General features: G+C 55.1%; 19 protein-coding genes and 1 riboswitch. Of the genes, 14 read left to right on the forward strand and 5 right to left on the reverse strand.

Going from position 1 to position 25,504, the window contains the following annotated elements:
• Positions 1–188 precede the first annotated feature (188 nt).
• Positions 189–2,822 (forward strand): FtsX-like permease family protein, encoded by a 2,634-nt coding sequence (locus tag OZX67_RS03570; protein WP_277144248.1) that lies wholly within the window; start codon positions 189–191, stop codon positions 2,820–2,822.
• A gap of 345 nt (positions 2,823–3,167) precedes the next feature.
• Here OZX67_RS03570 and OZX67_RS03575 read toward each other — a convergent pair whose 3' ends face one another.
• A complete protein-coding gene (locus OZX67_RS03575; protein WP_277144250.1) occupies positions 3,168–4,205 on the reverse strand; it encodes a response regulator transcription factor in 1,038 nt (345 codons plus the stop codon).
• A gap of 317 nt (positions 4,206–4,522) precedes the next feature.
• Complete coding sequence (locus OZX67_RS03580) at positions 4,523–7,192, reverse strand: histidine kinase (protein WP_277144252.1); 2,670 nt, start codon at positions 7,190–7,192, stop codon at positions 4,523–4,525.
• Positions 7,193–7,501: 309 nt separating this feature from the next.
• Between OZX67_RS03580 and OZX67_RS03585 the strand changes: the two genes are divergently transcribed.
• The 6 genes from OZX67_RS03585 (at position 7,502) to OZX67_RS03610 (ending at position 14,980) form a co-directional block, all read left to right on the forward strand.
• On the forward strand, positions 7,502–8,857 hold the full coding sequence (locus tag OZX67_RS03585) for an alpha/beta fold hydrolase (protein WP_277144254.1): 1,356 nt from the start codon (positions 7,502–7,504) through the stop codon (positions 8,855–8,857).
• A gap of 118 nt (positions 8,858–8,975) precedes the next feature.
• Complete coding sequence (locus OZX67_RS03590) at positions 8,976–10,919, forward strand: glycoside hydrolase family 2 TIM barrel-domain containing protein (protein ID WP_277144257.1); 1,944 nt, start codon at positions 8,976–8,978, stop codon at positions 10,917–10,919.
• Complete coding sequence (locus tag OZX67_RS03595; RefSeq protein WP_277144258.1) at positions 10,909–11,853, forward strand: beta-galactosidase small subunit; 945 nt, start codon at positions 10,909–10,911, stop codon at positions 11,851–11,853. The genes OZX67_RS03590 and OZX67_RS03595 overlap by 11 nt, the downstream gene beginning before the upstream one ends.
• Before the next feature lie 111 nt (positions 11,854–11,964).
• Complete coding sequence (gene proC, locus OZX67_RS03600; protein ID WP_277144260.1) at positions 11,965–12,768, forward strand: pyrroline-5-carboxylate reductase; 804 nt, start codon at positions 11,965–11,967, stop codon at positions 12,766–12,768.
• Positions 12,769–13,047: 279 nt separating this feature from the next.
• Complete coding sequence (locus tag OZX67_RS03605; protein WP_277144263.1) at positions 13,048–13,701, forward strand: Type 1 glutamine amidotransferase-like domain-containing protein; 654 nt, start codon at positions 13,048–13,050, stop codon at positions 13,699–13,701.
• Positions 13,702–13,864: 163 nt separating this feature from the next.
• Positions 13,865–14,980, forward strand: a complete 1,116-nt coding sequence (locus OZX67_RS03610) for a glycerophosphodiester phosphodiesterase family protein (RefSeq protein WP_277144265.1) — start codon at positions 13,865–13,867, stop codon at positions 14,978–14,980.
• Positions 14,981–15,260: 280 nt separating this feature from the next.
• Here the strand turns inward: OZX67_RS03610 and OZX67_RS03615 are convergent, their stop codons facing one another.
• Together OZX67_RS03615 and OZX67_RS03620 are read right to left on the reverse strand one after the other, a co-directional pair.
• On the reverse strand, positions 15,261–16,811 hold the full coding sequence (locus tag OZX67_RS03615; protein WP_277144267.1) for an amino acid permease: 1,551 nt from the start codon (positions 16,809–16,811) through the stop codon (positions 15,261–15,263).
• A 104-nt stretch (positions 16,812–16,915) separates the two neighbouring features.
• A riboswitch (Lysine riboswitch) is annotated at positions 16,916–17,101 on the reverse strand.
• Positions 17,102–17,215: 114 nt separating this feature from the next.
• The gene (locus tag OZX67_RS03620) at positions 17,216–18,541 is read right to left on the reverse strand and encodes a serpin family protein (RefSeq protein ID WP_277144269.1); all 1,326 of its coding nucleotides are present in this window, start codon (positions 18,539–18,541) and stop codon (positions 17,216–17,218) included.
• 564 nt (positions 18,542–19,105) lie between these two features.
• Here OZX67_RS03620 and ychF point away from each other — a divergent pair.
• Positions 19,106–20,194 carry a redox-regulated ATPase YchF gene (gene ychF, locus OZX67_RS03625; RefSeq protein WP_277144271.1) on the forward strand — a complete coding sequence of 363 codons (1,089 nt, stop codon included), beginning with the start codon at positions 19,106–19,108 and terminating at the stop codon, positions 20,192–20,194.
• A 118-nt stretch (positions 20,195–20,312) separates the two neighbouring features.
• The gene (locus OZX67_RS03630) at positions 20,313–20,621 is read left to right on the forward strand and encodes a DUF2442 domain-containing protein (protein ID WP_277144273.1); all 309 of its coding nucleotides are present in this window, start codon (positions 20,313–20,315) and stop codon (positions 20,619–20,621) included.
• A gap of 85 nt (positions 20,622–20,706) precedes the next feature.
• Here the strand turns inward: OZX67_RS03630 and OZX67_RS03635 are convergent, their stop codons facing one another.
• Positions 20,707–21,645 (reverse strand): GIY-YIG nuclease family protein, encoded by a 939-nt coding sequence (locus OZX67_RS03635; protein ID WP_277144276.1) that lies wholly within the window; start codon positions 21,643–21,645, stop codon positions 20,707–20,709.
• A gap of 185 nt (positions 21,646–21,830) precedes the next feature.
• Here OZX67_RS03635 and OZX67_RS03640 point away from each other — a divergent pair, with 185 nt between their 5' ends.
• The 5 genes from OZX67_RS03640 to OZX67_RS03660 all read left to right on the forward strand — a co-directional run bounded on the left by OZX67_RS03640 (position 21,831) and on the right by OZX67_RS03660 (position 25,472).
• Positions 21,831–22,121, forward strand: a complete 291-nt coding sequence (locus OZX67_RS03640) for a helix-turn-helix transcriptional regulator (protein ID WP_277144278.1) — start codon at positions 21,831–21,833, stop codon at positions 22,119–22,121.
• 301 nt (positions 22,122–22,422) lie between these two features.
• Positions 22,423–23,643: a type II toxin-antitoxin system HipA family toxin gene (locus OZX67_RS03645; protein WP_277144280.1), complete on the forward strand. Its 1,221-nt coding sequence runs from the start codon at positions 22,423–22,425 to the stop codon at positions 23,641–23,643.
• Positions 23,644–23,762: 119 nt separating this feature from the next.
• Positions 23,763–24,449, forward strand: a complete 687-nt coding sequence (locus tag OZX67_RS03650; protein ID WP_277144282.1) for an SDR family oxidoreductase — start codon at positions 23,763–23,765, stop codon at positions 24,447–24,449.
• A 321-nt stretch (positions 24,450–24,770) separates the two neighbouring features.
• On the forward strand, positions 24,771–24,980 hold the full coding sequence (locus OZX67_RS03655) for a zinc ribbon domain-containing protein (protein WP_277144284.1): 210 nt from the start codon (positions 24,771–24,773) through the stop codon (positions 24,978–24,980).
• 135 nt (positions 24,981–25,115) lie between these two features.
• Complete coding sequence (locus tag OZX67_RS03660; RefSeq protein ID WP_277144286.1) at positions 25,116–25,472, forward strand: DUF488 domain-containing protein; 357 nt, start codon at positions 25,116–25,118, stop codon at positions 25,470–25,472.
• The last annotated feature ends 32 nt before the right edge of the window (positions 25,473–25,504 follow it).

Genomic DNA, 25,504 nt, shown 5'->3' on the forward strand with positions numbered 1-25,504 from the left:
TCGTAACGGTTTCGTTTGGGTTTGGTAGTTGGATTCGCATTGACACAATGATGAAAATCGCCAAATCGTAGCGATTGTAGCTGCAAACAATTCAGCCGATAATCAAAAGCCGAAGCGAAACCTAGCGAACAATCTCCATCAATCACCCGGCAAACGAACTTGCAGACGAAAAGCAAAAGGAACCAACAATGTTCTCAGTAACACTCAAACTTATGAAAAAGAGCGGGAAGATGCTCATTCCCGCCGGCATCGCCATCCTCATCGGCACCGCGTTCATTGCCGCGACCTTCCTGTTCGGCAACTCGATGGACGACTCGCTGCGCACACAGCTGACCTCGCGGTTCATGCAGGCCGACTACGTCGCGACGCTGAAAGGCTCGAACGGCAGCGATAGTAGCACATACAGCGATGATGCCCCGCCGACAGTCGGTACTTTCAAAGCCGGCGAAATCGCCAAGGTCGATGGTGTCACCGCCACGCAGTCTGTGGTCTACGGCGACGGCCATGTCAAGAAGGGTGACGATTCCTCGACCACCATGTATGGCCTGGGTTCCAGCAGCAGCAGGCTTCAGCCCGTCGAAGTGGTCAAAGGTCACAGCCCGCTCAAAACCAATGAAGCCGCCATCCCCGAGAAGATGGCCGACAAGATGCATCTGAAGGTCGGCGATACGTTCAAACTCACCCTTTCCGAGGGTGGTTCCAGCAATGCTCCTACCGCCAACGCGACATTGGTGGGGCTGACCCGCGACCAGAACGGCAGCTATACCGTCTATGGCGGCGTCACCTTGGTCTCGCCGCAGGTGCTGACGAAACTCTATGATGTGAATTCCTTCAACGACGTTCCTTCCAACGGTTTGCTTATCAACGTCGACCCGGCCAAAACCGGAACTGCCATACCGCAGGTCAAGCAGATCCTCGGCAAGAAGATGAGCGTCGACACCCGTCAGCATATCGGTGACGAGGAGATGAAGTCCCTGAGCGCCAATGGCAGTTCGCCCGTGAAGATCTTCCTTATGGTCTTCGGCATCTTAGCGATGTTCGTGGCGGCTTTGGTCATCGCCAACACCTTCCAGGTCATGATTGCCCAGCGCCGTCGCACCCTTGCTTTGCTGCGCACCATCGGTGCCAAGAAAGGCCAGCTTTACCGTTCCGTGCTTTTTGAAGCTGGTGTACTGGGCCTTATCGCTTCCGTTCTCGGCATTCTCGTGGCCATCGGGCTCATGGCGCTGCTGGGCGTCACGAAGGCCGGAAGTATCAACGGTCAGGCGATGCGCATTATCGTCACCTGGCCGGTCATCGTGGTGCCGCTGGCTTTCGGCATCGTCATGACGGTGCTCGCCTCCATTGGCTCTGCGCGTTCCGCTACTGCTGTTACCCCGCTTGAGGCGCTGCGTCCGATCGAAGTCACCGATACTCGCAAGGCAGGTAGGGTGCGCGGTGTGCTCGGCGCTCTGATGATCGTGCTCGGTGTGGTCTGCTGCGCGCTCGGCGCGAGCCGCATGCCTTCCATCATCAACACCCCATCACCGGGCGACGGCAGTGACACCACTTACGAATATGCGCTGTTCTCTGCCATGGGCGGCTGCGCACTGCTCTTCATCGGCTTGGCCATCACCGCCACATTCTGGCTGCCTGTTCTGATGCGCGGCATCGGCGCGTTGGTCGCTCACATCGGTCCGTCCGCCAACATCGCCAACGCGAACATCCAGAAGAACCCGCGTCGCGTCGCTGCAACAGGCGTCGCCCTGCTGATCGGTGTCACTTTGGTCTCCACCATTGCCACCGGCGCCGCCTGTGGCAAGCAGACCATGGATTCCACGCTCGACTCGCATTACAGTGTCGATATGGTTGCCGAAGGCAACGGCCTGACCAAGCACACAGCGGATAAGGTTGCCAAGGTCAAGGGCATCTCGGATACCCTCTACCTGCCCACCGCCACAGCGAATGTCAAAGGCAAGAATCTCAGCGTTCTTTTGGTCGGCGTCAGCGACAAGCAGGCTCTGCAAAAAGTGATGCACACGGATATTTCCTCCGGCACCATCGCACCTGGTACTGTGCTTGCGCCACTCGATAACGCCCAGACCGGCGAGAAGCTGAGTTTTGCGAACAATACCGTCGAATTCACCAATGTCGGCAAGAACGGTTCCAAGAATCATGTCAATCTGCCTGAAATGAAGGTCACGCAGGTCGATTACCGCAAGCTCGCCAGCATGTATTCCATGGTCGTCTTCGTCGACCAGTCGACACTCGCCAATAGCAACGTCAAAACCGACGGCCATATGCTCCTGACCAAGTTCGATACGAATGCGGCAAGTGTCACCGATACGTTCGACGCCGTGCAGAGTGCCCTGGGTTCCACCGACGGCATCAACGTCTCCGGCCCGATCGCCGACCGTGTCACGTGGGACACGCAGATCGACACCATCATGAAGGTGCTGATCGCCCTGCTCGCCGTCGCCGTGCTCATCGCGCTGATCGGCGTGGCCAACACGCTGAGCCTGTCGGTGATCGAACGCACCCGCGAATCCGCCACCCTACGCGCCATCGGCATGACGCGCGGCCAGCTCAAGCGCTCCCTGGCCTGCGAGGCGCTCCTGATCTCGCTGGTCTCCGGTGTGGTCGGCGTCATCCTCGGCACGGCGTTCGGCTGGCTCGGCTCCTACATGGTCTTCAGCCTCTACGGCAAGACGGCCTACCTCTTCGACTGGAAGTTCAACGGTGCGGTGCTCTTGATCGCCGCGCTCGCCGCCCTGGTCTCAAGCATCTTCCCGGCCCGTCGTGCGGTCAAGACTCCGCCGGTGGCCGCGCTCGCCGAAGCGTAGACGTCTGGCGGGTCCGGCAGACATCCGCCCCGTAACAGTCGCGGTCCGTCCGATACTGGTATTCCGGTCTCGGGCGGACCGTTTTTTCGTGGGAAGGGCTCGTGAACGATAACGCAAAATGCTGGCGGAAGCACGGAACGGCAATCATCGATAGATTGTGTGTAAGTGCTGTGCCCTTGCAGGATGGAAACGAATTCCGCGTCTAAAAAGTGTTCCGTGCTGTGGTTTCGTTTTGTGCGTCTGGAAGGAATAGCGGAATTCGAGGATTCTTGAATCCGGAGTCGTTGATTTCAGCAGCAGGGAAACCTGATTTCGTGGAATAAAGTCTTCTGTGCTACGGAGCAGTCAGACGAGCTTATTGTCGTAGGCGAAGACGACGGCCTGCACGCGGTCGCGCGAATAGGTCTTCTGCAGGATGTGGGCAACGTGGGTTTTGACGGTCGGCAGGCTGATGCACAGCTTGTCGGCGATTTCCTGGTTGGACAGGCCATGCGCGATTTCGACCAGCACTTCGCGCTCGCGGTCGGTCAGTGTATCGACAGCCGGATCGTGGTAGGGAAGTGGTGCGTTGCCATTATTTGGCTGAGGAATCTGCGCATTGTTGGCGGCTTGCCGTGGAACTTGAACGTTGGAATTGTCGTAGTCGGTACTACTGGCGGTATTGCTGTTATTTATTGTGTTGGAGTAATCGGCATTATTTGTATTACCTAAACTTCCGTTGTGATGAATACTGGCATTGTTGAGATTGCCGGTATTTTGAGCATTTCCACCATTGACGGTATTCTCGGAACCCTTTGCTGCGGCCCGCGTCGCCCCGAGCTCGCCGTCGACCATCTTTTCGATAAGCCGTTTGGTGGCGCTTGGCGCGATGATGGCGTTGCCCTGATAGACCGTGCGAATCGAAGACAACAGTGTTTCCGGCTCGGTGTCCTTCAATAGGAATCCTGAAGCGCCTGCATCGATGGCGCTCATCACGTATTCGTCCAGATCGAACGTGGTCAGAATAATGACGTGGGTTTTTCTGGAGGGGATAGCGGTTTCTGCTAGCGAGTCTGATGCCGATGTTGTGATGTTGTTGGCCCGATTCTCGCCATTTTTTGTATTACTGTCCGACACTTTTGTTGTGGCGTCTATGGAATCCGTCTTGCGTTCCGCATCGATAATCAGTTTCGTGGCCTCGATGCCGTCGGTGCCGGGCATACGCACGTCCATCAACACCACATCCGGCTTCAGATCGAGGCTGAGCGTCACCGCTTCGGCGCCGTTGGAGGCCTGACCGACCACTTCCATATCGTCCTGCGAATCGATGACCATGGCGAAACCCGCCCTCACCAGCTCCTGATCATCGGCGATAAGGACTCGGATAGGCTGTGTTTCACTCATGCTTCAAGGGTAGCAAGACGCGACGGCAAAGGCTGTGGAAGAAACGTCCGCGTCTGTTTGGCGAATACGCACTTTTATGACGTCAGCGTCAAATAAGTGCAAATTGTGGCCTGATAAGTGCACTTTTTCGACGCTGCTGTCAGAAAAGTGCGAGTTGCGGAGTCTTGGATGAATGTTTTTGACGTTACTGTCGGGAAAGTGCGTTTTGTGGGTTGTGAGGTGCATGTTTTTGACGCCGTTGTCGGATAAGTGCACCGATGCTGAACAGGTAGTCCGGCTTTGCACTCATGACAAGATTCCCACTAGTCCGCTGCCGTTCAGCTTGAGACCCTGTTGTCGCCGCTACCTTCCATTCCGGTCACAGGATGCAGCAGCGGTTGGGACGTGGCCGGATTATCGTCGCTACCGCCGGTCTCGCGCAGCACGCGTAGCAGTTCGCGCATGTGGGCCAGTGCCTCGCGGCCCTGCTCTCCGATGGCTCGGAAGGCTTCGGTAATGGTCTGTGGGGAAGCGGTTACGCCGGCGGCCGCATCGGTATCGAGCATGGCCAGTCCCGCATCCGCTTTGGAGATAACACCGGCCAGCGTCTCGCTGACCTCGCCGCGAATCTGCGCGCCAATCCGTTCGCGCTCGCTGTTGGCCGCCAGTACCTGCTTTTTGGCTGATTCCGCCTCCAGCGCTTCGTGCCGGTCCTCAAGTACCATCGCGTTCGTTCCGCTGGCGCGCACCCAAAGCGCGGCTCCGATGGCTACCGCGCACACGGCCAATGCGAGGAATATGAGCCCGATGATTTCGTGAGGGTAGCTGCCCCGCGTTCCGTAAACCCCCGAGTATTGCTGCCGGTCCAACACCCAATCCACCAGCGTCGGATAGCCGACAAACGATCCGGCGAAACGGAGGCCGAACAGTACCGAATCCACAATCGCGGCAGCGCTCGCCCAGCGCCGCGAGTGGTCTTTGCCGTAAAGACATACCGAATACAGCGACAATGGCGCGTAGATCACGGCCGACGGTATCTCCTCGAGGAAGCACAGAGAGAAGGTTGCCGCCGCGAACATGACGGCTGCGGCCGTTTGCGGGAAACGTCGGCGAAGCACCAGGGTGGTGAATACGATGAGACTGACGAAGAAGTCTGCGAGCTTTAGTGTGGCCGTCGAGGCGCGTGCCGAAGAGCCGAACAGCATGATATGGGTGCCGTCGTTATAGCGGAACGTCAGCACGGTCCAGGGGAAAATCAGACCCATTAGAACCAGCGCAATGACGGTATCGGCCAATATGTAGTGCTGAGCAAAGAAGCGGGATATCCGTTCCGCCCAGTTCAGGTCGACCGATGCCTGCCCGGTTGCTGGTTGCGTTGTTGAGCGGTTCGCGTTTGCCATGAGATTTGTAAAGAGGGAACGGCGATGTGTCGTTAGGCCATTTGATTCGTCGCGCTCGCTGGCGTCCGTTGCTGAGATCTCAACGGATTTGGCATGATGATTGCCGGATTCCGTATTGTTGGGTTCATAATCGGCTGTTGGCGTATTGACAGGCTTTCGATTTGCCGGTTGGTCATCGGTTGGTTTACCGGTGGCCTGCAATGAAGCCTCTGTATGAGGCGAAGATATTGCCAGAGCCGATGCCGCTGCATCGTGCGATATTTTCGTGGTTGCATCAAACGGCAACGTTTCGGGGGATGCTTCTGAAGTCCCGTCGAACGGCAACGTCACGTCGACCTCGAAACCGCCACCGGCCCGAGGTCCAGCGGCAACCCTTCCGTCCACGGCCTCGATGCGTTCGCGCATGCCGGTGATTCCGTAACCGGGACGATGCCCGTCGAGCGAGGCGGAGGCTCCGTTGCCGTTGTCGCGTACAATCAAATGCAGACCGTTGTCATCCCAGATTTCTGCAATCTCGACGGTAACGTCTTTGCCGGCATATTTGCGGGCGTTGGTCAGCGCCTCCTGCACCGCGTGGTACAGCGCGGATTGGGCTTTGTCGCTTAAATGGTCGGGCCGAGGCTTAGCGTTTCCTCCAACCGTTCGTATCACCGTTCCGTTTGTGGTGCGGGCAGTGGTATCGGCTTGCTGAACGAGCCCTGCAATGTCGCCATACCCAGCGTGCGAACTCCCGCCGAAGGTGCTTAAAAGCCCGTCCATATCGTGTTGCGCACGAAGCGACTCGTGCCGAATGGTCTCCATGATTTCCCGCGCTTTTGCGGGGTTCTTGGCACCTGCGTACCGTCCGCCGTCGGATTGGACGATGATGGTGGAAAGCGTGTGGGCCACCACGTCGTGCATATCGCGGGCGATGCGGGCGCGTTCGGCGGTGCGCGCGATGTCAAGGTCCTCCTGTTCTCGCGCGGCCAGCGCTTCGTTGCGTTCACGCAGCAGGGACGCGGTCGCCAACCGTGTACGAGAACGGTAGCCCATGAAACATGCTGCAGCGAGTGCTGTAACGATACAGACAATCAGGAAGAGAGCGGTTCCGGCGAGGTTCTTGCCGCAAGATCCGCTCAGTCCGGAAGCGTAAACGGTATGGCAGGAATAGTAGACCGAGCTTGCAGAGTCGCCCGCCTGGCCGGGATTATGCAGGGGCCCTACCTCCGAGCCCCAGGTGATGATCGGCGCTGCGGCGATGCCGACAACAAACGCCAAAGTGATAAACGCCTTGCTGCGTGCGGGATTGCCGTAAACGATAACGGAATAGAGCATCACCACCGCGAGCAGGTCACCGAACACGTAACTTGGTCCGGCGAGAAGTTGCAGGACGGCCAGGGTTGCGAAAACCAGCGCCGCTCCCTGCGGATGCGTACGACGGAAAACGACGGGAACAATAAGCGCGCACGACCACAGAATTTGCCAGCCCTCGTTGTAACCGACCCATAGCCCACCTTCATTGGTGGTCGTGCTGATGCAGGCGAAGAACAGCGCCACCAGTGCCAGCAGCACGTCCCCGACCAACGGGTTGCGTGCCAGCCACTTGCCGAACCGCCGTATCTTGCTCATGGCTCCAGCCTATCGCAGGACGGACGCCTGCGGTATCGTACTGAGGAATGACGCTCGGCTTAGGCATGCAAAATTTCGTGATTGGTGCATTTTGCTTATTTTGAACGTAAAAACCGCGAAAAATCAACGAAAGTAGTTTTCCGTCTTCACGGCGATACCCCATTTTGTTGAATTGCATTATGTATAATGACATCAATATGTATTTCACTGTGAAACTTTTTAGTCGAATAATGGATATTTGACCGGAGTGTTCGCAATGGTCGTTATACAGTAAATCCATTGGATTGCCGAAGTTATCAAGGGGGAAGTATGACTTTACTGGCAAAATATTATGTACCTGGATTGGCCGTGGAAGACCATTCCATCAAAGTGCCGCTCGACTGGCGTGGCAACAAGCCCGGACAAGGGTTTGCCGGCGAGTCGCTGAGCCTGTTTTATCGCGTGGTCACCGCTCCCGAGCATGTCCACGACGATCTGCCGCTGCTGGTTTTCCTGCAGGGTGGCCCAGGTGGTGCCGGTCCGCGTCCGTTGAATCCATCGAGTGACGGCTGGATTGCCGAGGCCATCAAGCATTTCCGCGTCATTCTGCCCGACCAGAGGGGCACCGGTCGGTCCTCGTGCGTCGATTCGAACACAATGCAACGTATCGAGGGAGCGCGTGCCCAAGCCGATTACCTCAAGTGTTTCCTGGCCTGTTCCATCGTCCGTGATTTCGAGCATCTGCGCCGCACAGAATTCGGGGGCAGAAAATGGGTGACGCTGGGGCAGAGTTATGGGGGATTCCTCACGCTCGCCTATCTTTCCATGTATCCCGAAGGCGCAATCGCAAGTTTTACCATGGGTGGTATTCCGCATGTTCCGGCCAACGCCCGCGAAGTGTATGAACATACCTTCCCGAGAATGGTGCAGAAAACACATCTCTATTACAATCGTTATCCGCAGGATATCGAGCGTGTGGCGGCTGTGGCCGACCACATCGCGGCGCATAAAAAGAAATCCGCCATTGACTTGCCCAATGGTGACCCGCTGAGTGTCGAGCGCTTGCAGACCTTGGGCAGCGATTTCGGTATGCAACCCAGCCCGGAGCGCCTGCACTGGCTGATGGATATCGCTTTTGCCAAAGGGGACGGCTCCGAAAACAGGCGGGCGCCGCTTTCCGACCAGTTCCTCTTTTCGGTGATGGAAGCGACATCCTCCACGCCGCTATACTGGCCGCTGCAGGAGTTCATCTATGCGGACGGCGAGCTTGACGAACCCATTGGCTGGGCCGCGCAGCAGGTGCGCGAGGAACACCCCGAATTCGATGTCCACCATCGTCCCCTGCTGTTCACCGGCGAGGCGATGTTCCCGTGGATGTTCGATCAGGAACGCGCCTTGCGGCCGTTCAAGCCGGCCGTCGAAGAGCTTATGGGCGATACCAAATTCAGCAAGATCTACGACACCAATCAGCTCAAGCGCAACGAAGTCCCGCTTGAAGCCGCGGTCTATTTCGACGATATGTACGTCGACTCCGGCATGCAGCTCGACACGCTTTCTCGCGTCGGCAACTCGCACGCCTGGGTCACCAACGAGTACCAGCATGACGGCATTCACCATGGCGGGGCCGTTTTCGACCATCTTTACCGTGAAGCGCTCGATCGCGGGGATTTGGAAGCGCTGTTCTAGATTCGGCGGGCTTGTTGCGTGCTTGCTGCGGGCTTTCGAGCGGTGAACACCCGGAAACCGCAGTTCGGCATTGCTGTTTTGCAAGCGGTTTTCGCACTCGTATATGATGGTGGACTTGATGGCGACGGCAGCAGGGAAAGATGCCGATGCCGCCCCACAGGAGGAATACATGGAACCATCATTGACATGGCTTGACGACCCGCAGACTTTCAGGGTCAACGAATTGCCTGCGCATTCCGACCACTGTTGCTATGCGGATGCCCAGGAGGCGAACGAACGGTGTTCGAGCCTCGTTCGCCCACTGGATGGCCAATGGCAGTTCTTGTATGTCGATCAGCCCGGACTGATCCCGGAGCGATTCTATTCGCCGGATGTTCCTGCGGATCGGTTCGGCCTCATCGAGGTGCCGGGGCATATCGAGCTTTCCGGTCATGCGCAAGTGCAATATACCAATACCGCCTATCCTTGGGAAGGCTCCGTATTCCGACGTCCTGCCTATACCACACCGCCGGACGACCCTCAGGCCGTCAGCTTCTCCGAAGCGCCTGACAATCCGGTCGGACTATATCGTAATACATTTGTTCTTGACGGAAGCTGGGCTACCCGCCCGTTGCATATCCGTTTCGAAGGTGTGGAACGCGCGTTCTACCTCTGGTGCAACGGCGAGTTCGTAGGGTACGCCGAGGATTCGTTCACACCGAGCACTTTCGATCTGAGCCCGTACGCGCATTCGGGGGAGAACCTCATCGCGGTAGCGGTGTTCCGGCATTGCACGGCAAGCTGGATCGAGGACCAGGATTTCTTCCGCTTCTTCGGTATTTTCCGCTCGGTAAGCCTGCTTTCGCTTCCCGAAACGCACGTCGACGATCTGGACGCCAAACCGACCTTGGAAGACGACGACCACACCGGCGTCCTCAACGTTTCTGCCCGTTTTTCGCCGGTTCAGGATGGCTCGAAAGCGACGATGGAATTGGCCGACCGCGAGGGGAACGTGCTGGTCCGAAGTACGGTCGAGGCCCAAAGGCAAACCGGTTGGCCGATCTATAGGTTGAAGGACCCGCATCTGTGGTCGCACGGCGATCCGTATCTGTACCGTCTTACGCTTACCGTCACCGACGCGCAAGGCGGGGTTGTCGAGGTCGTGCCGCAGGCTGTGGGGTTCCGACGCGTCGAAATCGGCGCGGACAAGGTCGTTCGTCTCAATGGCGAACGACTGCGGATTCTTGGCGTCAACCGTCACGAATGGAGCGCCACGAGAGGTCGTGCGATCACACAGGCCGATATGGACGCCGATATGGAGGCCATCATGTCAAACCACATCAACGCCGTGCGCACCTGCCATTACCCCGACCAACTTGCATGGTATCGGATGTGCGACGAGGCCGGGATCTATGTCATGGCCGAAACCAACATGGAGTCGCACGGCACCTGGCAAAAGCTCGGTGGCGACGACGGATCCTACAACGTGCCGGGCAGCTTCCCCCAGTGGCGTGAGATGGTGATTGACCGCGCCAGAACCCAGTATGAGACGCTCAAAAACCATCCCTCCATTCTTTTCTGGTCACTCGGCAACGAATCCTTCGCCGGAGAGAACATCGTGGCTATGAATGAGTATTACAAGAAGGCCGATCCCACTCGTCCGATCCACTATGAGGGGGTCGTGCACAACCGCCGTTACGAGGAGCGCATCTCCGATTTCGAAAGCAGGATGTACGCCTCGCCGACCGATGTGGCCAAATATCTCGAAAACAATCCGAAAAAGCCGTTCGTCCTTTGCGAATATATGCACAGCATGGGAAATTCCGTAGGCGGTTTGCGTGAATATATGGATTTGTTTGACCGGTATCCGCAATATGTCGGTGGTTTCATATGGGATTTCAAGGACCAGGCGTTGCAAGTCACCGATACCGTCACCGGACGCAAGGTGATGCGCTATGGCGGTGATTTCGACGACAGGCCCACCGAACGTCAATTCTCCGGCGATGGGCTGTTCTTCGCCGATGGAATCGAAAAACCCGCAATGCGGGAAGTCAGCGAGGAGTACGGCAGATATGAGCGATAACATACGCATCGTCATCGATGAAGAGATGATCGGGCTGCACGCCTGCGGACACGATTACCTGTTCGATTACCGCACTGGTTTGGTTTCGTTGAAAATCGCGGGCAAGGAATGGCTCTACAATGCGCCGCAACCGGCATTCTGGAGGGCGACGACCGACAACGACCGGGGCAATGGTTTCTCTCGCCGTTCGGCGCAATGGGTGGGTGCCGATCTGTTCAGTATCCCTGGGCGGCCAAGTCTCATGGTTGGAGGCAAGCCGGTTGCCATTCCTTACACCCCGTCGGACGGCAGCACTGGAGGCCAGCTCCATGCGTCTGAGGCCTCGTTGTGCTATACGTTCACGACACCGACCGTTCCGTCCACCAAGGTGGATGTTTGCTACACGCTTGACACCACAGGAAGCCTCACAGTCAACGTTCACTATTATGGCAAGGCAGGATTGCCGGAGCTTCCGGCTTTCGGATTGCGCATGGTCATGCCCACACCCGCGACCGGTTTCACCTACTTCGGTTTGCCAGGCGAGACCTACCCCGACCGTCTCGGCTCAGGCAAGAAGCAGCTTGTAGCGGTTGAAGGCCTGCCCGTCACCCCGTATCTGGTCCCTCAGGAATGCGGCATGCACATGGATACCGACTGGGTGCGCGTCACCCGCGAGACGACGCTCAACAACGCCGACGCCGCCATTGCGCCGTTCAGCCTGACGTTTGCCGGCAACAGTGGGTCTTTCGCGTTCAGCTGCCTGCCATATACCCCGCTGGAACTCGAGAACGCCACGCATCAGGAGGAGCTGCCTCCGGCAAGGCGGACGGTCCTGACAATATACGGTGCCGTGCGTGGCGTCGGCGGCATCGACAGCTGGGGCGCGCCGGTATCTGAAGGGTGCTCGATAAGCGGCGAGAAAGACATCGATTTTTCGTTTGTCGTTCGCTCATAGGCGGCGTTGTGGCTTTCTGTCGTCTTCTCTTGTTTTTCGGCGGCGCCGTAAGCCTGCGTCTTTCGTTGGCCTAGGCATATAATGACGGCATCATTATCGAAAGGTTCGAATATGCAGAATGTAAAAGACATAACCGTCGGATTCATCGGTTTCGGCAACATGGCTCAAGGCATCGCCAAAGGGCTGGTCAATGGAGGAGTGATAGACGGCTCTCAGATCGTGGCCAACTCCGGTCATTTCGACAGGGTGCAAGCCGCCACGGCAGCCATCGGCGCCAAAGCGACGCACAGCGCCGTGGAAACGGTTGCGGCGGCCGATGTCATTGTCGTCGCCGTCAAGCCGAACCAGATCGAAACGGCGCTCGCCGACGTGTTGGATGACCTCAAAACCGACAGCAAGTTCGTCGTCTCCATCGCGGCAGGTCGCAATCTTGATTATTACCAGGAATTGCTAGGCGACGGGGCTCATGTGCAATGCGTCATCCCCAACACGCCTATCGAGGTGGATCAGGGCATTCTCGTCACCGAAAACGTCAATACTCTGACCGATTCCCAGCGTGAAAGCTTTGAAGCGCTGTTCTCTCCGATTGCTTTGATCGAGCGCGTGGACACCCCGCTGATGGACATCGGCTCGTCCGTGGCCGGCTGCGCCCCTGCGTTCACCGCGATGTATATCGAGGCGCTTGCGGATGCCGGCGTGAAGTATGGTCTCAAGCGCGAAACCGCCTACCGTCTCGCAGCCAAGATGACCGAGGGCGTCGGAGCGCTCTACATGGCCACCGGCACCAATCCCGGCGCGATGAAGGATGCGGTCTGCTCGCCGGGCGGCACCACCATCAAAGGCGTGACCGAGCTGGAAAAGCAAGGCTTCCGCGGAGCGGTGATTTCCGGGGTCGATGCCATCCAAAACGGCTGAACAAGCGGGAATCGCTGTTATATGGCCGCGCAATACGGTATTGGTAATACAGTTGCGTAATGCCGCAGTGAGAAGGTGTGAGCCACAGACGATACGAACCATGGCCGGCGATAGCCGCAGTCAATATGAATCGTGGTCGGTGGAAACCAGAATCATGGTTGGTGCGTTCTGATTAATCTGAGCGAATATCGCCGGTTTCAGGCGATATGATAAAAGTTGTCGACATAATGATTGCGTCGAGAGATCGCGTGGAATATAACGGGAATCGAGAGTGAAACGATGGGCAAGGTGATTCTGGCGTCAAGTCCGTTTCCGGCCCTGCGTTCACTGCTTGGCACGCTGCCCAAACGCCACGCGCTCCGTTCCGACTTGCGCATTGCCTTTATTCCTACGGCAGATAAAAAGGAAGTCGCCCGCTACATTCGGCCGGTGGTCCGGCGGACGTTGCGAGCTGCGGGATTCCGTGTGCACCAGCTTGACGTTGCGCAGGCGAGTATTGAGGAAATTCGTTATATCCTATCAACTTGTGACATCATCTGGGTGGGTGGCGGCAACACTTTCTTCCTGCTGCATGCGCTGAGGCGTTCGGGCGCTGCCGATCTCATCGTCGAACAGGTCGCTGCAGGCAAGACTTATGTCGGGGTCTCCGCCGGTGCCGTGGTGGCCGGGCCCGATATCGGTTACATCGGCAAAATGGATGAGCGTGGTGCGGCTCCCTCGCTTCAGGACGTCACCGGCATGCACTTGATCGATTTCCGAGTGGTTCCGCATCTCGACAACCCCGGCATGGGCCGTGCTTCCCGGGCCATTGTCGCTGCTGAGCGGGAAGAAGGGCGTCTCATCCACGCATTGGCCGATGCTTGGACATTGGTGGTCGAAGGCGAAAGGGTCCATACTCATTTCCCTCGTCCCCATGGTCATCATTCTCTATAAGTGGATAAATGATCGGACTGGCTGTCGGCAATTGCTGTCATCGTTTTCCGGTTTCATTCGGCTATGTATCCTTCACCGATTGCGGTGATTGCCCGATTTCGCTTTGCCCTTATACGATGGATACGGTATGTCGACAGATCCGAGGGAATGGCGGGAAACGAAAATGACAGGAAAATTATCTAAACGACAGGTTGCCGCAAATCGACAGGGAAAATCAGCTGCAAAACCCAAGTCGTTGGTTCCGCGTGTCCTGCTGGCCGGCGCTGCGCTGGCCTGTGCGGGGGCATGGGCTTTGGCCCCGCATTCGCGTGTGGAACGTGAACGGAAGAACGTTAAGAAGATGCCCGACGTTTTCTATGCCCATCGCGGCCTGCACGACGCAGGTTCGGGACTGACGAAACAATACCGGGGAACCGACGGCGATTATATCGAACTCGCGCGTCGCATGGCCCGCAAAGCCGGCTATGGCACGGGCCCGGAAAACGATGAACGGCCCATCGCTCCCGAAAATTCGCTTGCCGCTTTCGCCGCCGCCTGCGAGGCCGGCTATGGCATCGAACTTGATCTCCAGCTCACCGCCGACAACAAGGTTGTGGTGGTCCATGACCCGGATTTGCTGCGCGTGGCCGGTTGCCCGCAGCGGATTGCCGACCTCACGTACGACCAATTGCGCCATATCCCGCTGTTCCCGAACCCCAGCGTATACGGCGACGCCGAGGCCGAAGCGCTTTCAGAGGTGGAGCTGGAAGCGGAGAAAATCATGCCGCTGCCTCAGCAAAGCCAGTACCAGCATGTCCCGCTGTTTTCCGACGTGCTGAAAGTCGTCGCCGGGCGCGTGCCGATCATCGTCGAATACAAGTTCGAGGGCCATACGTGGGGCCCGCGCGAGCGGCTGTTGATGGAAAGCGGGGACAAACTGCTGCGTGCCTACGACGGCCTATATGTGGTGGAGTCGTTCAATCCGCTGGCGATGCGCTGGTATCGCAACAATCGTCCGGAAGTGTTGCGCGGGCAGCTTGCCGTTTCGGCGCCCTTCTCGGGAAAGTCGCTTGACGGCTTCGTGGCCTGGATTGCCGGCAAACTCGGTTTCAACTGGATTTCACGGCCTGATTTCGTGGCTTATGACTGGCATGGCGGGCATTCGCCGCAAGTCCGCGCCGCGCGTGGATTGGGTGCCATACCGGTGGCTTGGACCCCGCGCAGTGCCGAGGAACTTGCCCGATGCCGCAAGGATTTCGACCGTTTCATCTTCGAAGCGTTTGTGCCGAGTGAAGGCTGAGGGTTTTCAGGTGTGTTGATATTCCAAAGTGCCAGGCACAAGTATCAAAGTGCTAAAGCATCAGAGTATCGGAATGCTGCCTTGTTGACGTGCTGATTTTTGTTGGCTTGCCAGTGCGTCAAGTTACGGTATCGACGATAACGGAAACCGTCCGCTTCGTTATTGTGACAAATGTTGCCTATGTCTGACAAAATTGGCAACATTGGAAAACAATAGGGCATCCGACGTTTTGATTCGTCGGATGCCCTATCTGCTAGATGGAACGCCTAGAAGCCTTGGCTTAGGCCTCTGCTCCTTGGTGCTCCTTGGACAGGTCGGAAGGGGAGACGTCCACTTCGTCCAGCGGAATGATGTGGGTGTGGTTCTTGATCTTGTAACCGAAATAGAGGATGAGCACCAGCGGCAGGCCGATGTAGGTGATACCGATCTGCTGCCAATCCCAATGGATGAACGCGTCAATGTTCTGCCCGCCGATGACGATGATGCACAGGATAAGCGCGAGGATTGGGCCCAGCGGGAAGAGCTTGGCATGGTACTTGAGTTCCGAGACCTTGTGGCCCTGACGGATGAAGGCGCGGCGGAAGCGGAAGTGGCTGATGGCGATGCCGACCCAGGCGATGAAACCGGTCAGGCCGGAAGCGGCGACCAGCCACATGTAGATTTTCTCGCCGAAAATGGAGGAACCGAATGTGGCCAGGGAGATGATGGTGGTCACGATCAGCGAGGCCATCGGAATGCCATGTTTGGTGGTCCGTCCGAAAATCTTCGGGGCGTAGCCTTCCTCCGCCAGCGAGTAGAGCATGCGGGTGGAGGCGTACATGCCGGAGTTGGCCGAAGACAGCACCGCTGTGAGCACGATGACGTTCATGACGCTGGCCGCGGCCGCGAGACCGGCCCTCTTGAACACCAGCGTGAACGGGGACATGGCGATATCGCCGTTGGCCGCCGAAAGCAGGTTCGGGCTGGTGTAGGGGATGATCGCCGCGATGACGAAGATGGAGAGCATGTAGAAGATCAGCAGGCGCCAGAAGACGCTGCGGATGGCCTTCGGTACCGCGTGTTCCGGATCCTCGGATTCACCGGCGGTCACGCCGATGAGCTCGGTGCCTTGGAAGGAGAAGCCTGCGATGAGGAAGACACTCAGGATCGCAGGGAAGCCGCCGACGAACGGGGCGTCCTTATAGGTGAAATTGCTGAAGCCGACCGCCGGATGGAACATGATGCCGAAGATCATGCAGAAGCCGAGGATCAGGAAGATGATGACGGTGACCACTTTGATCAGCGAAAGCCAGTATTCCGTCTCGCCGAATGCCGAGACCGTCAGTGCGTTGATCAGGAAGATGACCGCCAGCACCAGCATGCTCCAGACCCAGCCGGGGGTATGCGGCAGCCAGTATTGGATGAGCAGCGCGGCGGTGGAGATGTCGACGGCGACGGTGATGGCCCAATTGAACCAATAGTTCCAGCCCATCGCGAAGCCGAGCGCCGGATCGACGTATTTGGCGTTGTAGGTGGCGAAGGAGCCCGAAACCGGCTGGTTGGTGGCCAGCTCGCCGAGGCTTGTCATCAAAAAGTAGACCATGATGCCCATGGCGATGTAAGCGACGAGCCCGCCGCCGGGGCCGGCCTTGGAGATGGTGGAGCCCGAGGTCATGAACAGACCTGTGCCGATGCATCCGCCAAGGGCGATCATCGAGACGTGACGCGTCTTCAAGTTGCGCTGCACCCCGTTGGATTTGGTGGGGATGGGGTGGATGGATGCTTCTTTGATTCCTGCGGGCCGGTCCGAAGGCGCGGTACCCGTATTGCTATGCCCGGTTTTCGCCGACATATTTCCTCTCTCTATTGAGGAAGAAGTCCGATGAAGTGGACTCTACGTAACAATGCGGTTCCATGTGATCGGCTACGCATCATCGCGAGATACCACCAATGCAATTCATCGACAGCTCTCCACGGCCCTGACTTCCGGACCGTGACAGTCCCGGATTTGTTCGATCCGGACCCAACCTCTGGCGTATACCATCGCCAGCTGTTTCGGCTGAATCCCCTTTTGCCGGCACTCATGGACGCGGTATCGTCTTATGCCGGTTACTGATGGATTCAGCGACCTCTTCTACGATTAATGAATAGGTGAAACTATAGGAGATTTTCAGGACAAATGATGAGTATTGTCCACCGATAGCCACCATGATGCCGTATTCGGTTCATTGATTTGTTTCCTCGTTGATCGGCTGGTTACAGATTTCGTACGATTCCGATGAACAGTGGGACTCCGTCAGGCGTGTCGTATTCATAGAGGAACGGATGGTCAACAATGAATGGTTCAGATTTGTCTATTCCTGGATTTGGCGCGGTGGTCTTATCGATTTTGGTGTATGCGGCAGCTTTGACGCCGGTTTCGCTCACGTCAATGCTGGTGCCTTGGATGATTTGACCGATGTAGAGGGGCTCTTGGTTGTTGGTCATTTTGGAAAAATTCGCGCGTGATGGGTTGAAAGCGGAACGAATGCCGAGCTTTTTTAAAATTGATATTGAATCCTCGAACGTATTGGCTATCTTGAACTTCGGAAGACTGAGATCGACTTCGGTTGGTTCGCTTTTCGCGTTGAACATGGCGCGTAGCGAGTCGGTTTTTCCTGCCAGGTCGTTTGCCGCTGTTTTTTGGTCGGGTAGCACGATTTTCAGTTTTGATCCGTCGTCGAATGCTTTGTCGAGGCGCCTGAACCCTTTGCCTCTGGCCATATCCATCGTTCCGCTCTGGCCCATCATGGAGACCTTCGAGTCTCCTTTCTCTCCATGGAACGGTTGGTCGGATGTGTTGTCCGCGTCGAATGGGTCTTGCCATTTCCCGTTTGCATACACGGTGTTGAGGAGCGTCAGGATTGCGTCGTCAGGAGTGAAATTAGGCTTGAGAATCCCGTGAGTTTTCCTATCCACCCATGAGCTCATTTGCCCAGAGGCATCGCCTGAGACCGTTTTCATCTCAGCGTCGAAGCCATGTTTCATATCCTTCTTGAAATCCTTGTCGAGGGAATGTCCTTTCTGAATCCATATCGAATTGTCGGTCTGCATCTTTGATTTGCCATGACGTCTGCCGTTGATGGAGAGCATGAGTGAATGATAATCGTCTGTGTTGGGCTGTTTATCGTCGTTGAGGGCAGCCTGCATTTCGTTTTTCGTAGTGCCGGCAGCTCCCTGTTCGGCCATGGAAAGTGCCGTCCACATCGAGGCGGGGGAATAGTTGGTATTGCCTTTGTCGTCAGACAAGTCTTGGCCGGTAAGAAAAAGTGAGGAGCTGCTGTACGCAAATTGTTGGACGCTGGCTTTGGCGGTTTTACTCGGTGGCGTTGCTTTGGGGTGGAGGATTAGCGCCCATGTCCCGTATGATGCTGCGATGAGGAGAGCCACGATGACGCACACGCTGACTATTCGGGTGGGGATACGTGAAAATCGGTGTCGGCGTTGTGGAACTACGATCTCTGGATCGTGTGGTGTTGAGGAAGATGCTGTTGGTTTGTGAAGGCGTTGCGCGTTGGAGCCTTTCTTGTCGTGATGTTTCATGATGCGTTCCCGCCTGCTGAAAGTGGCATATTTCTTCGTCTGTGTTCTTCTGTCGTCGGTGATGCTGCCGTTGCTCGTCGATAACGATTGATTTCTATTCTAATAAGCTATCACTTCGATTCCGATAGAGACTGATGGCCCGGTTCTTGTTGCCGAATCTTCGAATGAATGGCTTGGAAGCTGTCTTGTCTCAATCGACTCAGCTTGCTTTAATCAGCATGTCGGCGGCGGTCGGCGTTGTCAATGTTCCATTACAATCGAAAACGAATAATTTGTGATGCTCGTTGTCGTCGGGCTTATTTATATGTTCGGCTCAATCGTACATTGAGCCGTTCACGGCATGAGTCGATTCGATTGTTTACCTGATACGATTGGATGGTTCGCAACTCCGATGGCCGTTGACTGCTCTGATTCACTCGGTGAGATTGTTCATTAGAACCGTCAGGAATCGGATAGCGTTGCGGTTCCTGCCCTTGAAGCGTGGAGCTATCTTTTGGCAAACTGGGCGTTCGCGTACTGTGTGGAGCGAATCGCTTTCGTCCGCTTTGCCGCTAGACTTGAAGTATGTCTTTAACTATCGGAATCGTCGGTCTGCCGAATGTCGGCAAGTCCACCATGTTCAATGCCCTGACCCGCAACAACGTGCTTGCGGAAAACTACCCGTTCGCCACCATCGAGCCGAACACCGGCATCGTGCCGTTGCCCGACAAGCGTCTTCCCATGCTCGCCAAGCTGGTTGGTACCGAGAAGATCGTGCCGGCCACCGTCACCTTCGTCGACATCGCCGGCATTGTCAAGGGCGCCTCCGAGGGCGAGGGATTGGGCAACAAGTTCCTGGCCAACATCCGCGAGGCCGACGCGATCTGCGAGGTCGTGCGCGCTTTCAAGGACGACGATATCGTTCACGTCAACGGCAAGGTCGACCCGTCCGATGATATCGACACCATCAACACCGAGTTGATGCTCGCCGACCTGCAGACCATCGAGAACGCGCTGCCGAAGCTCGAGAAGGAGCTGCGTGGCAAGAAGGTCACCCAGGAATACATGGACGCGGTCAAGAAGGCGCAGTCCATTCTGAGCGAGGGAGAGACCATCGACCACGCCGCTTCCGCCGGCAAGATCGACAAGGCCGACATCTACGACCTGCATCTGATGACCGCCAAGCCGTTCATCTACGTTTTTAACGTCGATGACAATGAGCTCAATGACAAGGATTTCCAGAAGCAGCTTGCCGATTCCGTAGCTCCTGCGCAGTCGATTTTCCTCAATGCCCAGTTCGAGTCCGATCTCACCGACCTTGACGAGGCCGATGCTCGCGAGATGCTCACCGATGCCGGCTTGAAGGAATCCGGCCTCGACCAGCTGGCTCGTGTCGGTTTTGACGTGCTTGGCCTGCAGACTTTCCTCACCGCCGGTGTCAAGGAGGTGCGCGCCTGGCAGATTCATCAAGGTTGGACCGCCCCGCAGGCCGCCGGCGTCATCCACAGCGATTTCGAGCGTGGCTTCATCAAGGCCGACATCGTCTCCTACGACGATTTCGTCGCCGCCAACGGCAGCATGAACGAGATCAAGGAGGAAGGCAAGCTCCGTCAGGAGGGCCGCGACTACGTGATGCAAGACGGCGACATCGTAGACTTCAAGTTCAACGTGTGAGCTGACAATAGTCTGATTTTTAAGAGTGGTTCGGTATTTTTATAAGTGTCGAAACACTCTTGTTATTCTGAAACTAATCGGTTCAATTGTACAATTAACTGCAGGAGATATCTTATGCATGAAGAAAAATGGCATTATATATGCGGATACCTCCATTGAAGAGTTAATGATTAAGTCCATGCGCGTGACTGACGACCATATCATGCTGATTACGTTCTCTACTGGGGAAACGCGGCTATGCGATTTCACAGAGCTGTTCGACAAGATTCCCGCTTTCGAACCGTTGCGCGATGATAAAGTGTTTGAAAACGTCAAGGTCGTGCATGGCATCCCGATGTGGCAAAACGGCAGCGTCAATATTTCTCCGACTTACTTATACGAGCATTCTTACAAATATGACTCTCAAGGTGAGTTAGTCTCTGCTTGACTTTGTTTTATTGAGTTGGTGGTACTGGGTTCACAAACCAATGCCACCAACTTGACCAAATAACTATCACAAGAATGAGAGTTGTTTATATTTCGTTATCGTCACTTCCGGTGTTATAGCCATGAGGGCATTCGTCATTTTCGTTATAGATTGAACTCAATGTTTCCATCCACCAATGTTCACGGTCAATGACTTGTTGGTCACTTGTTTTTGAGTCAAAAATGTCAAGTATTGAATATTGGAAGTTATCTTCTATGTATTTTTTACCTTCTGGCTGATTGGCGACGAGCTTTTTTAGCTGCTTGTTTCCTCCTGTATGATCGCCATCTACATATTCTTCCCAGCGATGCAATAGCCCCTTATCTGCGCTGTTTTCAGCATAGGCGGAGCCGACATAGTGATATCCAGTCCGCTTGTCTGTTTGTAAATAGACTGCTTTAATGCCTTTTAACGCTCCTTGCCATTCTTCATTATTTATTGCGGCTTTCAGCTCTTCGAACGACAGTCTGACATTATGAAATCCGGGGAATGGCTTTGCGGAAACGGGAGATTCGCTGATCTTTTCTACGGTCATAGTGTCTATAAAGCGTTGCCGAATATTATCTTTGGCGAGATTATTGATGAATTGAGTATCCCCTGGCCTTTTCTTGTATTTAACTACGAGACGCGCATCATACGGTTTAAGCCTTTCTATCTCATTCCTGTTATAAATTTCTGTGTCACCGGCTTTGTGATTTTTGATTTCTCCAACTTCAAAGGCTCCAATGAAAAGCCATTTTTCACGATTGTCTGGATCCAGTTGAATGAATTGAAGGACTTTGTGTGCGTGCAACTGGCCGACTGCTTTCTTGTTGGGCCATTTCCTCGTAAAAGCCCAGTCAAGAAGATATTCTTTATCAAAATAATATTGGTCGACTACATTGAACCAAGATCCTGTTTGATTAAGACGAACTTCATATTCTTTCAATTCTTCATCTGATATATTCAACAAATCAAAGACGTGGATTGGATCGTAATTTTCCATATTGCTCCTTTGCGTTTTTCTAATCATCTTCGTATTATGGTTAAAATTGTAATCTAAATGACGGTCAAAAACTTCAAAAACACAGGAAGAGAATGTGTAAATTTTCTTTATACTTAATCATTATTTTTCTGTAGTATAATCAACTTAAACTATAGAATGCTAATGCTTAAATTGGTTGATGAACAATGAAATATACGCCTACTACCACGAAACGAGACTTGCGGATTATCGGGGAACATTTTGCGACGCAGCGTAAGCTGCTGGGGCTGCGGGTCAGTGATGTGGCCAAGCGTGCGGGGATTAGCGAAACTACTGTGACCAATCTTGAGCATGGGAGGCCGGTACGCTCTGATGCGCTGATTACCGTTGCCCGCATACTTCAGCTGGCCGATTACATGGTCAAGGCCGCTGACCCGTATTCGCATGACTTGGGCATGGTTCGCGCCACCCAGATTCTGCCAAAACGAGTGCGCTAACTGGAATAAGTTTTTAAATGGCAATAATAAGAAACCACGTTTCGACCAAGTCTGTGAGATATGCATAGGAAATATTCCAAATAAAAGAATTAAAGAATTTATATTTCCCTAGCCGTAGAAGTAATCAGGACACAATTGTTTTAATGGGGAGGTTTAGAATTTTGCAAGGCAGATGCAGGAATCAGGATTTATTTCCGAATATAGACGAAGGCCCATTAGACTGGTAGTTGTCTTGTTGTAGCAACGTGCAATAGCAGTTGAATAAATCGGTCAATACGCGAAGAGAACGGAGGTGGAAGCTATGAGTCAGCAACAAGTTGAAGTCCTTACCACAGTTGGGAACGGCAAAGAGCTGACTGCCGGGACGCTGTATTTCAACGGCCCCAGCTCCACCTTCAGATACAGCTCTGATTATGTTGACAATCCAGACTCATTCGACCTTGCTCCCAGCCTTCCTCGTTCACTTTCACCATTCGTTTTCGCTGGTTTGGGCCCGTTTTCTGATGCGGCTCCCGATCGGTGGGGAAGAAAACTGCTTGAGCGCAACCGTAAGCGCCGCAATCTGCCGGAGTCCGAATATCTATTGGGCGTCAATGACGTGACCCGTCAGGGTGCGGTCAGATTTTTTTCGGACGGAAAAGCGCTCGCGGGCAATGAAGGTGTTCCGGTGCTCACGGATTTGTCGGGATTGCTGGACACAGCCGATGCGGTCGAGGAGAATCGGGAAGTCGACGATACCGCCTTGCGTAGGCTCTATCGCGCAACGGGTTCACTGGGTGGTGCCCGCCCGAAGGCATCGGTGTTCGATCGTAACGCCCTGTGGCTGGCCAAATTCCCGAAGCCTGACGGTGACGATTGGGACGTCATCGGTTGGGAAGCGGTGACGTTGGAACTTGCCGAGCAGGCCGGAATTGATGTGCCAGAGCATCGTGTCGCGAACATCAAGGATTCGAACAATCAGCAGCGGACGGTTCTTCTGACCAAACGTTTTGATCGTGGCGAGGGCACTCAGCCTGAGAAGTTACAGCGGATTCCCTATATTTCCGCCATGACGGCTCTAGAGGCGAAAGACGGGGAAGGCGGCGATTGGCTGGACTTGGTCGAGTTCGCGCGTCAGATCGGTGTCGATACCCGCCAGCTTTGGCAACGTGCCATGTTCGGCGCGGTCATCGGTAATCTTGACGATCATTTGCGCAACCACGGTTTTCTGCGTTCACCGAAGGATTGGCAGCTTTCGCCCGCGTTCGATTTGAATCCCGAACCTTATCAGGGTGAGGCGGATGACCGGCATCAGCTTGCGCTTTTTGGCGATGAGCATGTGAACGGCACGGCATTGACGAGCGATGAGGCATTGGATCTGTTTGGCATTTCGCGGCAGGAATCGCGGGATTACGCGGGAACTCTGGGTTCTGTTATGAAGCAGGCCATTCCGAGAGCCAGATTGCGACACATCGATAGTCGTTCCGTTTCGGTTATGGAATCAAGGTTCGAACACGCCCAAGAGCAGCTGGCGGAGCTTTAAATTCTGAAATTTCGCAGTCAATTATTCGCTCTGTCCGCGTAAATCGGTTTTGTGGCATGATAATGAAGGTGATGGTTCATCAATAACGATGGACGTTAAACTTTTCGAAAGGAATCGATATGGCTGATCAGCGACGAGTGGTGATTTTGGGTGGGCATGGCAAGGTGGCGCTGCTCGCCGAGCCGAAACTGAAGGAAGCGGGTTTCGCGATTGACGCGGTCATCCGCAACCCGGCACAGTCCGATGACGTGCGCAAGGCCGGCGCGAATCCGGTGGTCTTCGATATGGAACATGCCAATGTCGACAGCTTTGTGGGTTTGTTCGAAGGCGCCGTAGCCGTCGTATTCTCGGCTGGTGCCGGCGGTGGGGATGACGATCGCACCCATGCCGTGGATTATCAGGCCGCGGTCAACGCCATTGATGCCGCCGAGAAGGCTGGCGTACGTCGTTTCGTGATGGTTTCCTATGATACGGCCGACCGCGACCCGCAGGAGATGGGCTGGCCCGAGTCGTTCATCACGTATGCGCAGTCCAAGCACGATGCTGACGCCCATTTGCGTGACTCTTCCCTCGAATACACGATTTTGGGTCCGGGCATGTTGACGCTTGAGCCGGAAACCGACAAGATCGTCCTGACCGACGACCATACGATGATCGACGGCAAGCCTGCGACCAACGATCAGCGCAAGACCTCGCGTGGCAACGTCGCGGCAGTCATCGCCCGCGTCCTCAGTGCCGACGTCGCCAAGCGCAAGACCATCGACTTCTATGACGGCGACAAGCCGATTGACGAGGTTTTGATCTGAAGCCTCTCCAAAAGCAATCCGAAACTGAAGTGTTCCGGATATTGGGATTCAGTGAGAAGCGCCGCAACACCATGTTCGTGGTGGCGCTTCTCACTTCTAAAATGCGTTCAAAAGAATCATTCGTCATTCGTCGATAACCGTTATAGACGGTATAACTTGGATCGTTTTAGAGTGCAATACCTTTCACCACAACATCTCCGGAACAGGGCCGTTTTAATAAAAATATATATTTCCTTATATATAGTCGTATTTTCTGCCTCGGGATTATGGTTAAATTGAGTGGACAGTCATTGTCTCACCCAAGAGAAGGAAGGCCCACCGATGGAGCAGAAACAGTACGTATGTGAGAAATGCGGTTGCCGGACCTACACTTCCGACCAATTCCAGGCGACGGGCGGGGAATTCGCCAAGCTGTTCAATGTGCAGAACAAGAAGTTCATCACCGTCAGCTGCACGCAATGCGGCTATACCGAGCTCTATCGTGCCGAAACCGACGCCGGCATGAACGTTCTTGATTTCCTGATGAACTGACGGTTTCGGCTTTTACTTTGAACGTTTTGATGCCTTGCGTCAAGAAATCTTGAGTTTTTCGCCGGCATCTGTTTTCTCTATCTTTCCGCTCCTATCTACGCTAGTCTGGGGATATAAAAGTCGAAGGAGCGGAACATGGCAATAGCATTGAAGCGGGTATATGAGGCGGCCGAGGACAGCGACGGCTATCGTGTGTTGGTCGACAGGCTTTGGCCGCGTGGTATTTCGAAGGTGAACGCGAAGCTTGATCTGTGGCTTAAAGAGATAGGCCCGACCACCGAGCTGCGCAAATGGTTCGGCCATGACCCGGCGAAATTCGATGAGTTTGCGGCTAAATATCGCAGGGAACTGGATGGTAATACAGAGACAGTTGACAAGCTGCTTTCGATATGCCGCAAACAGCCAAAGGTGACTTTGCTATACGGGGCCAAAGACCCGGAGCGCAACCAAGCGGTGGTGTTGAAAGGCTATCTCGGAGGTCGTCTTTCGTGATAGATTCATTGTCGATGTTGTTATCGTCAGAT

It is taken from the genome of Bifidobacterium sp. ESL0728, assembly GCF_029392015.1.
GTDB lineage: Bacteria > Actinomycetota > Actinomycetes > Actinomycetales > Bifidobacteriaceae > Bifidobacterium.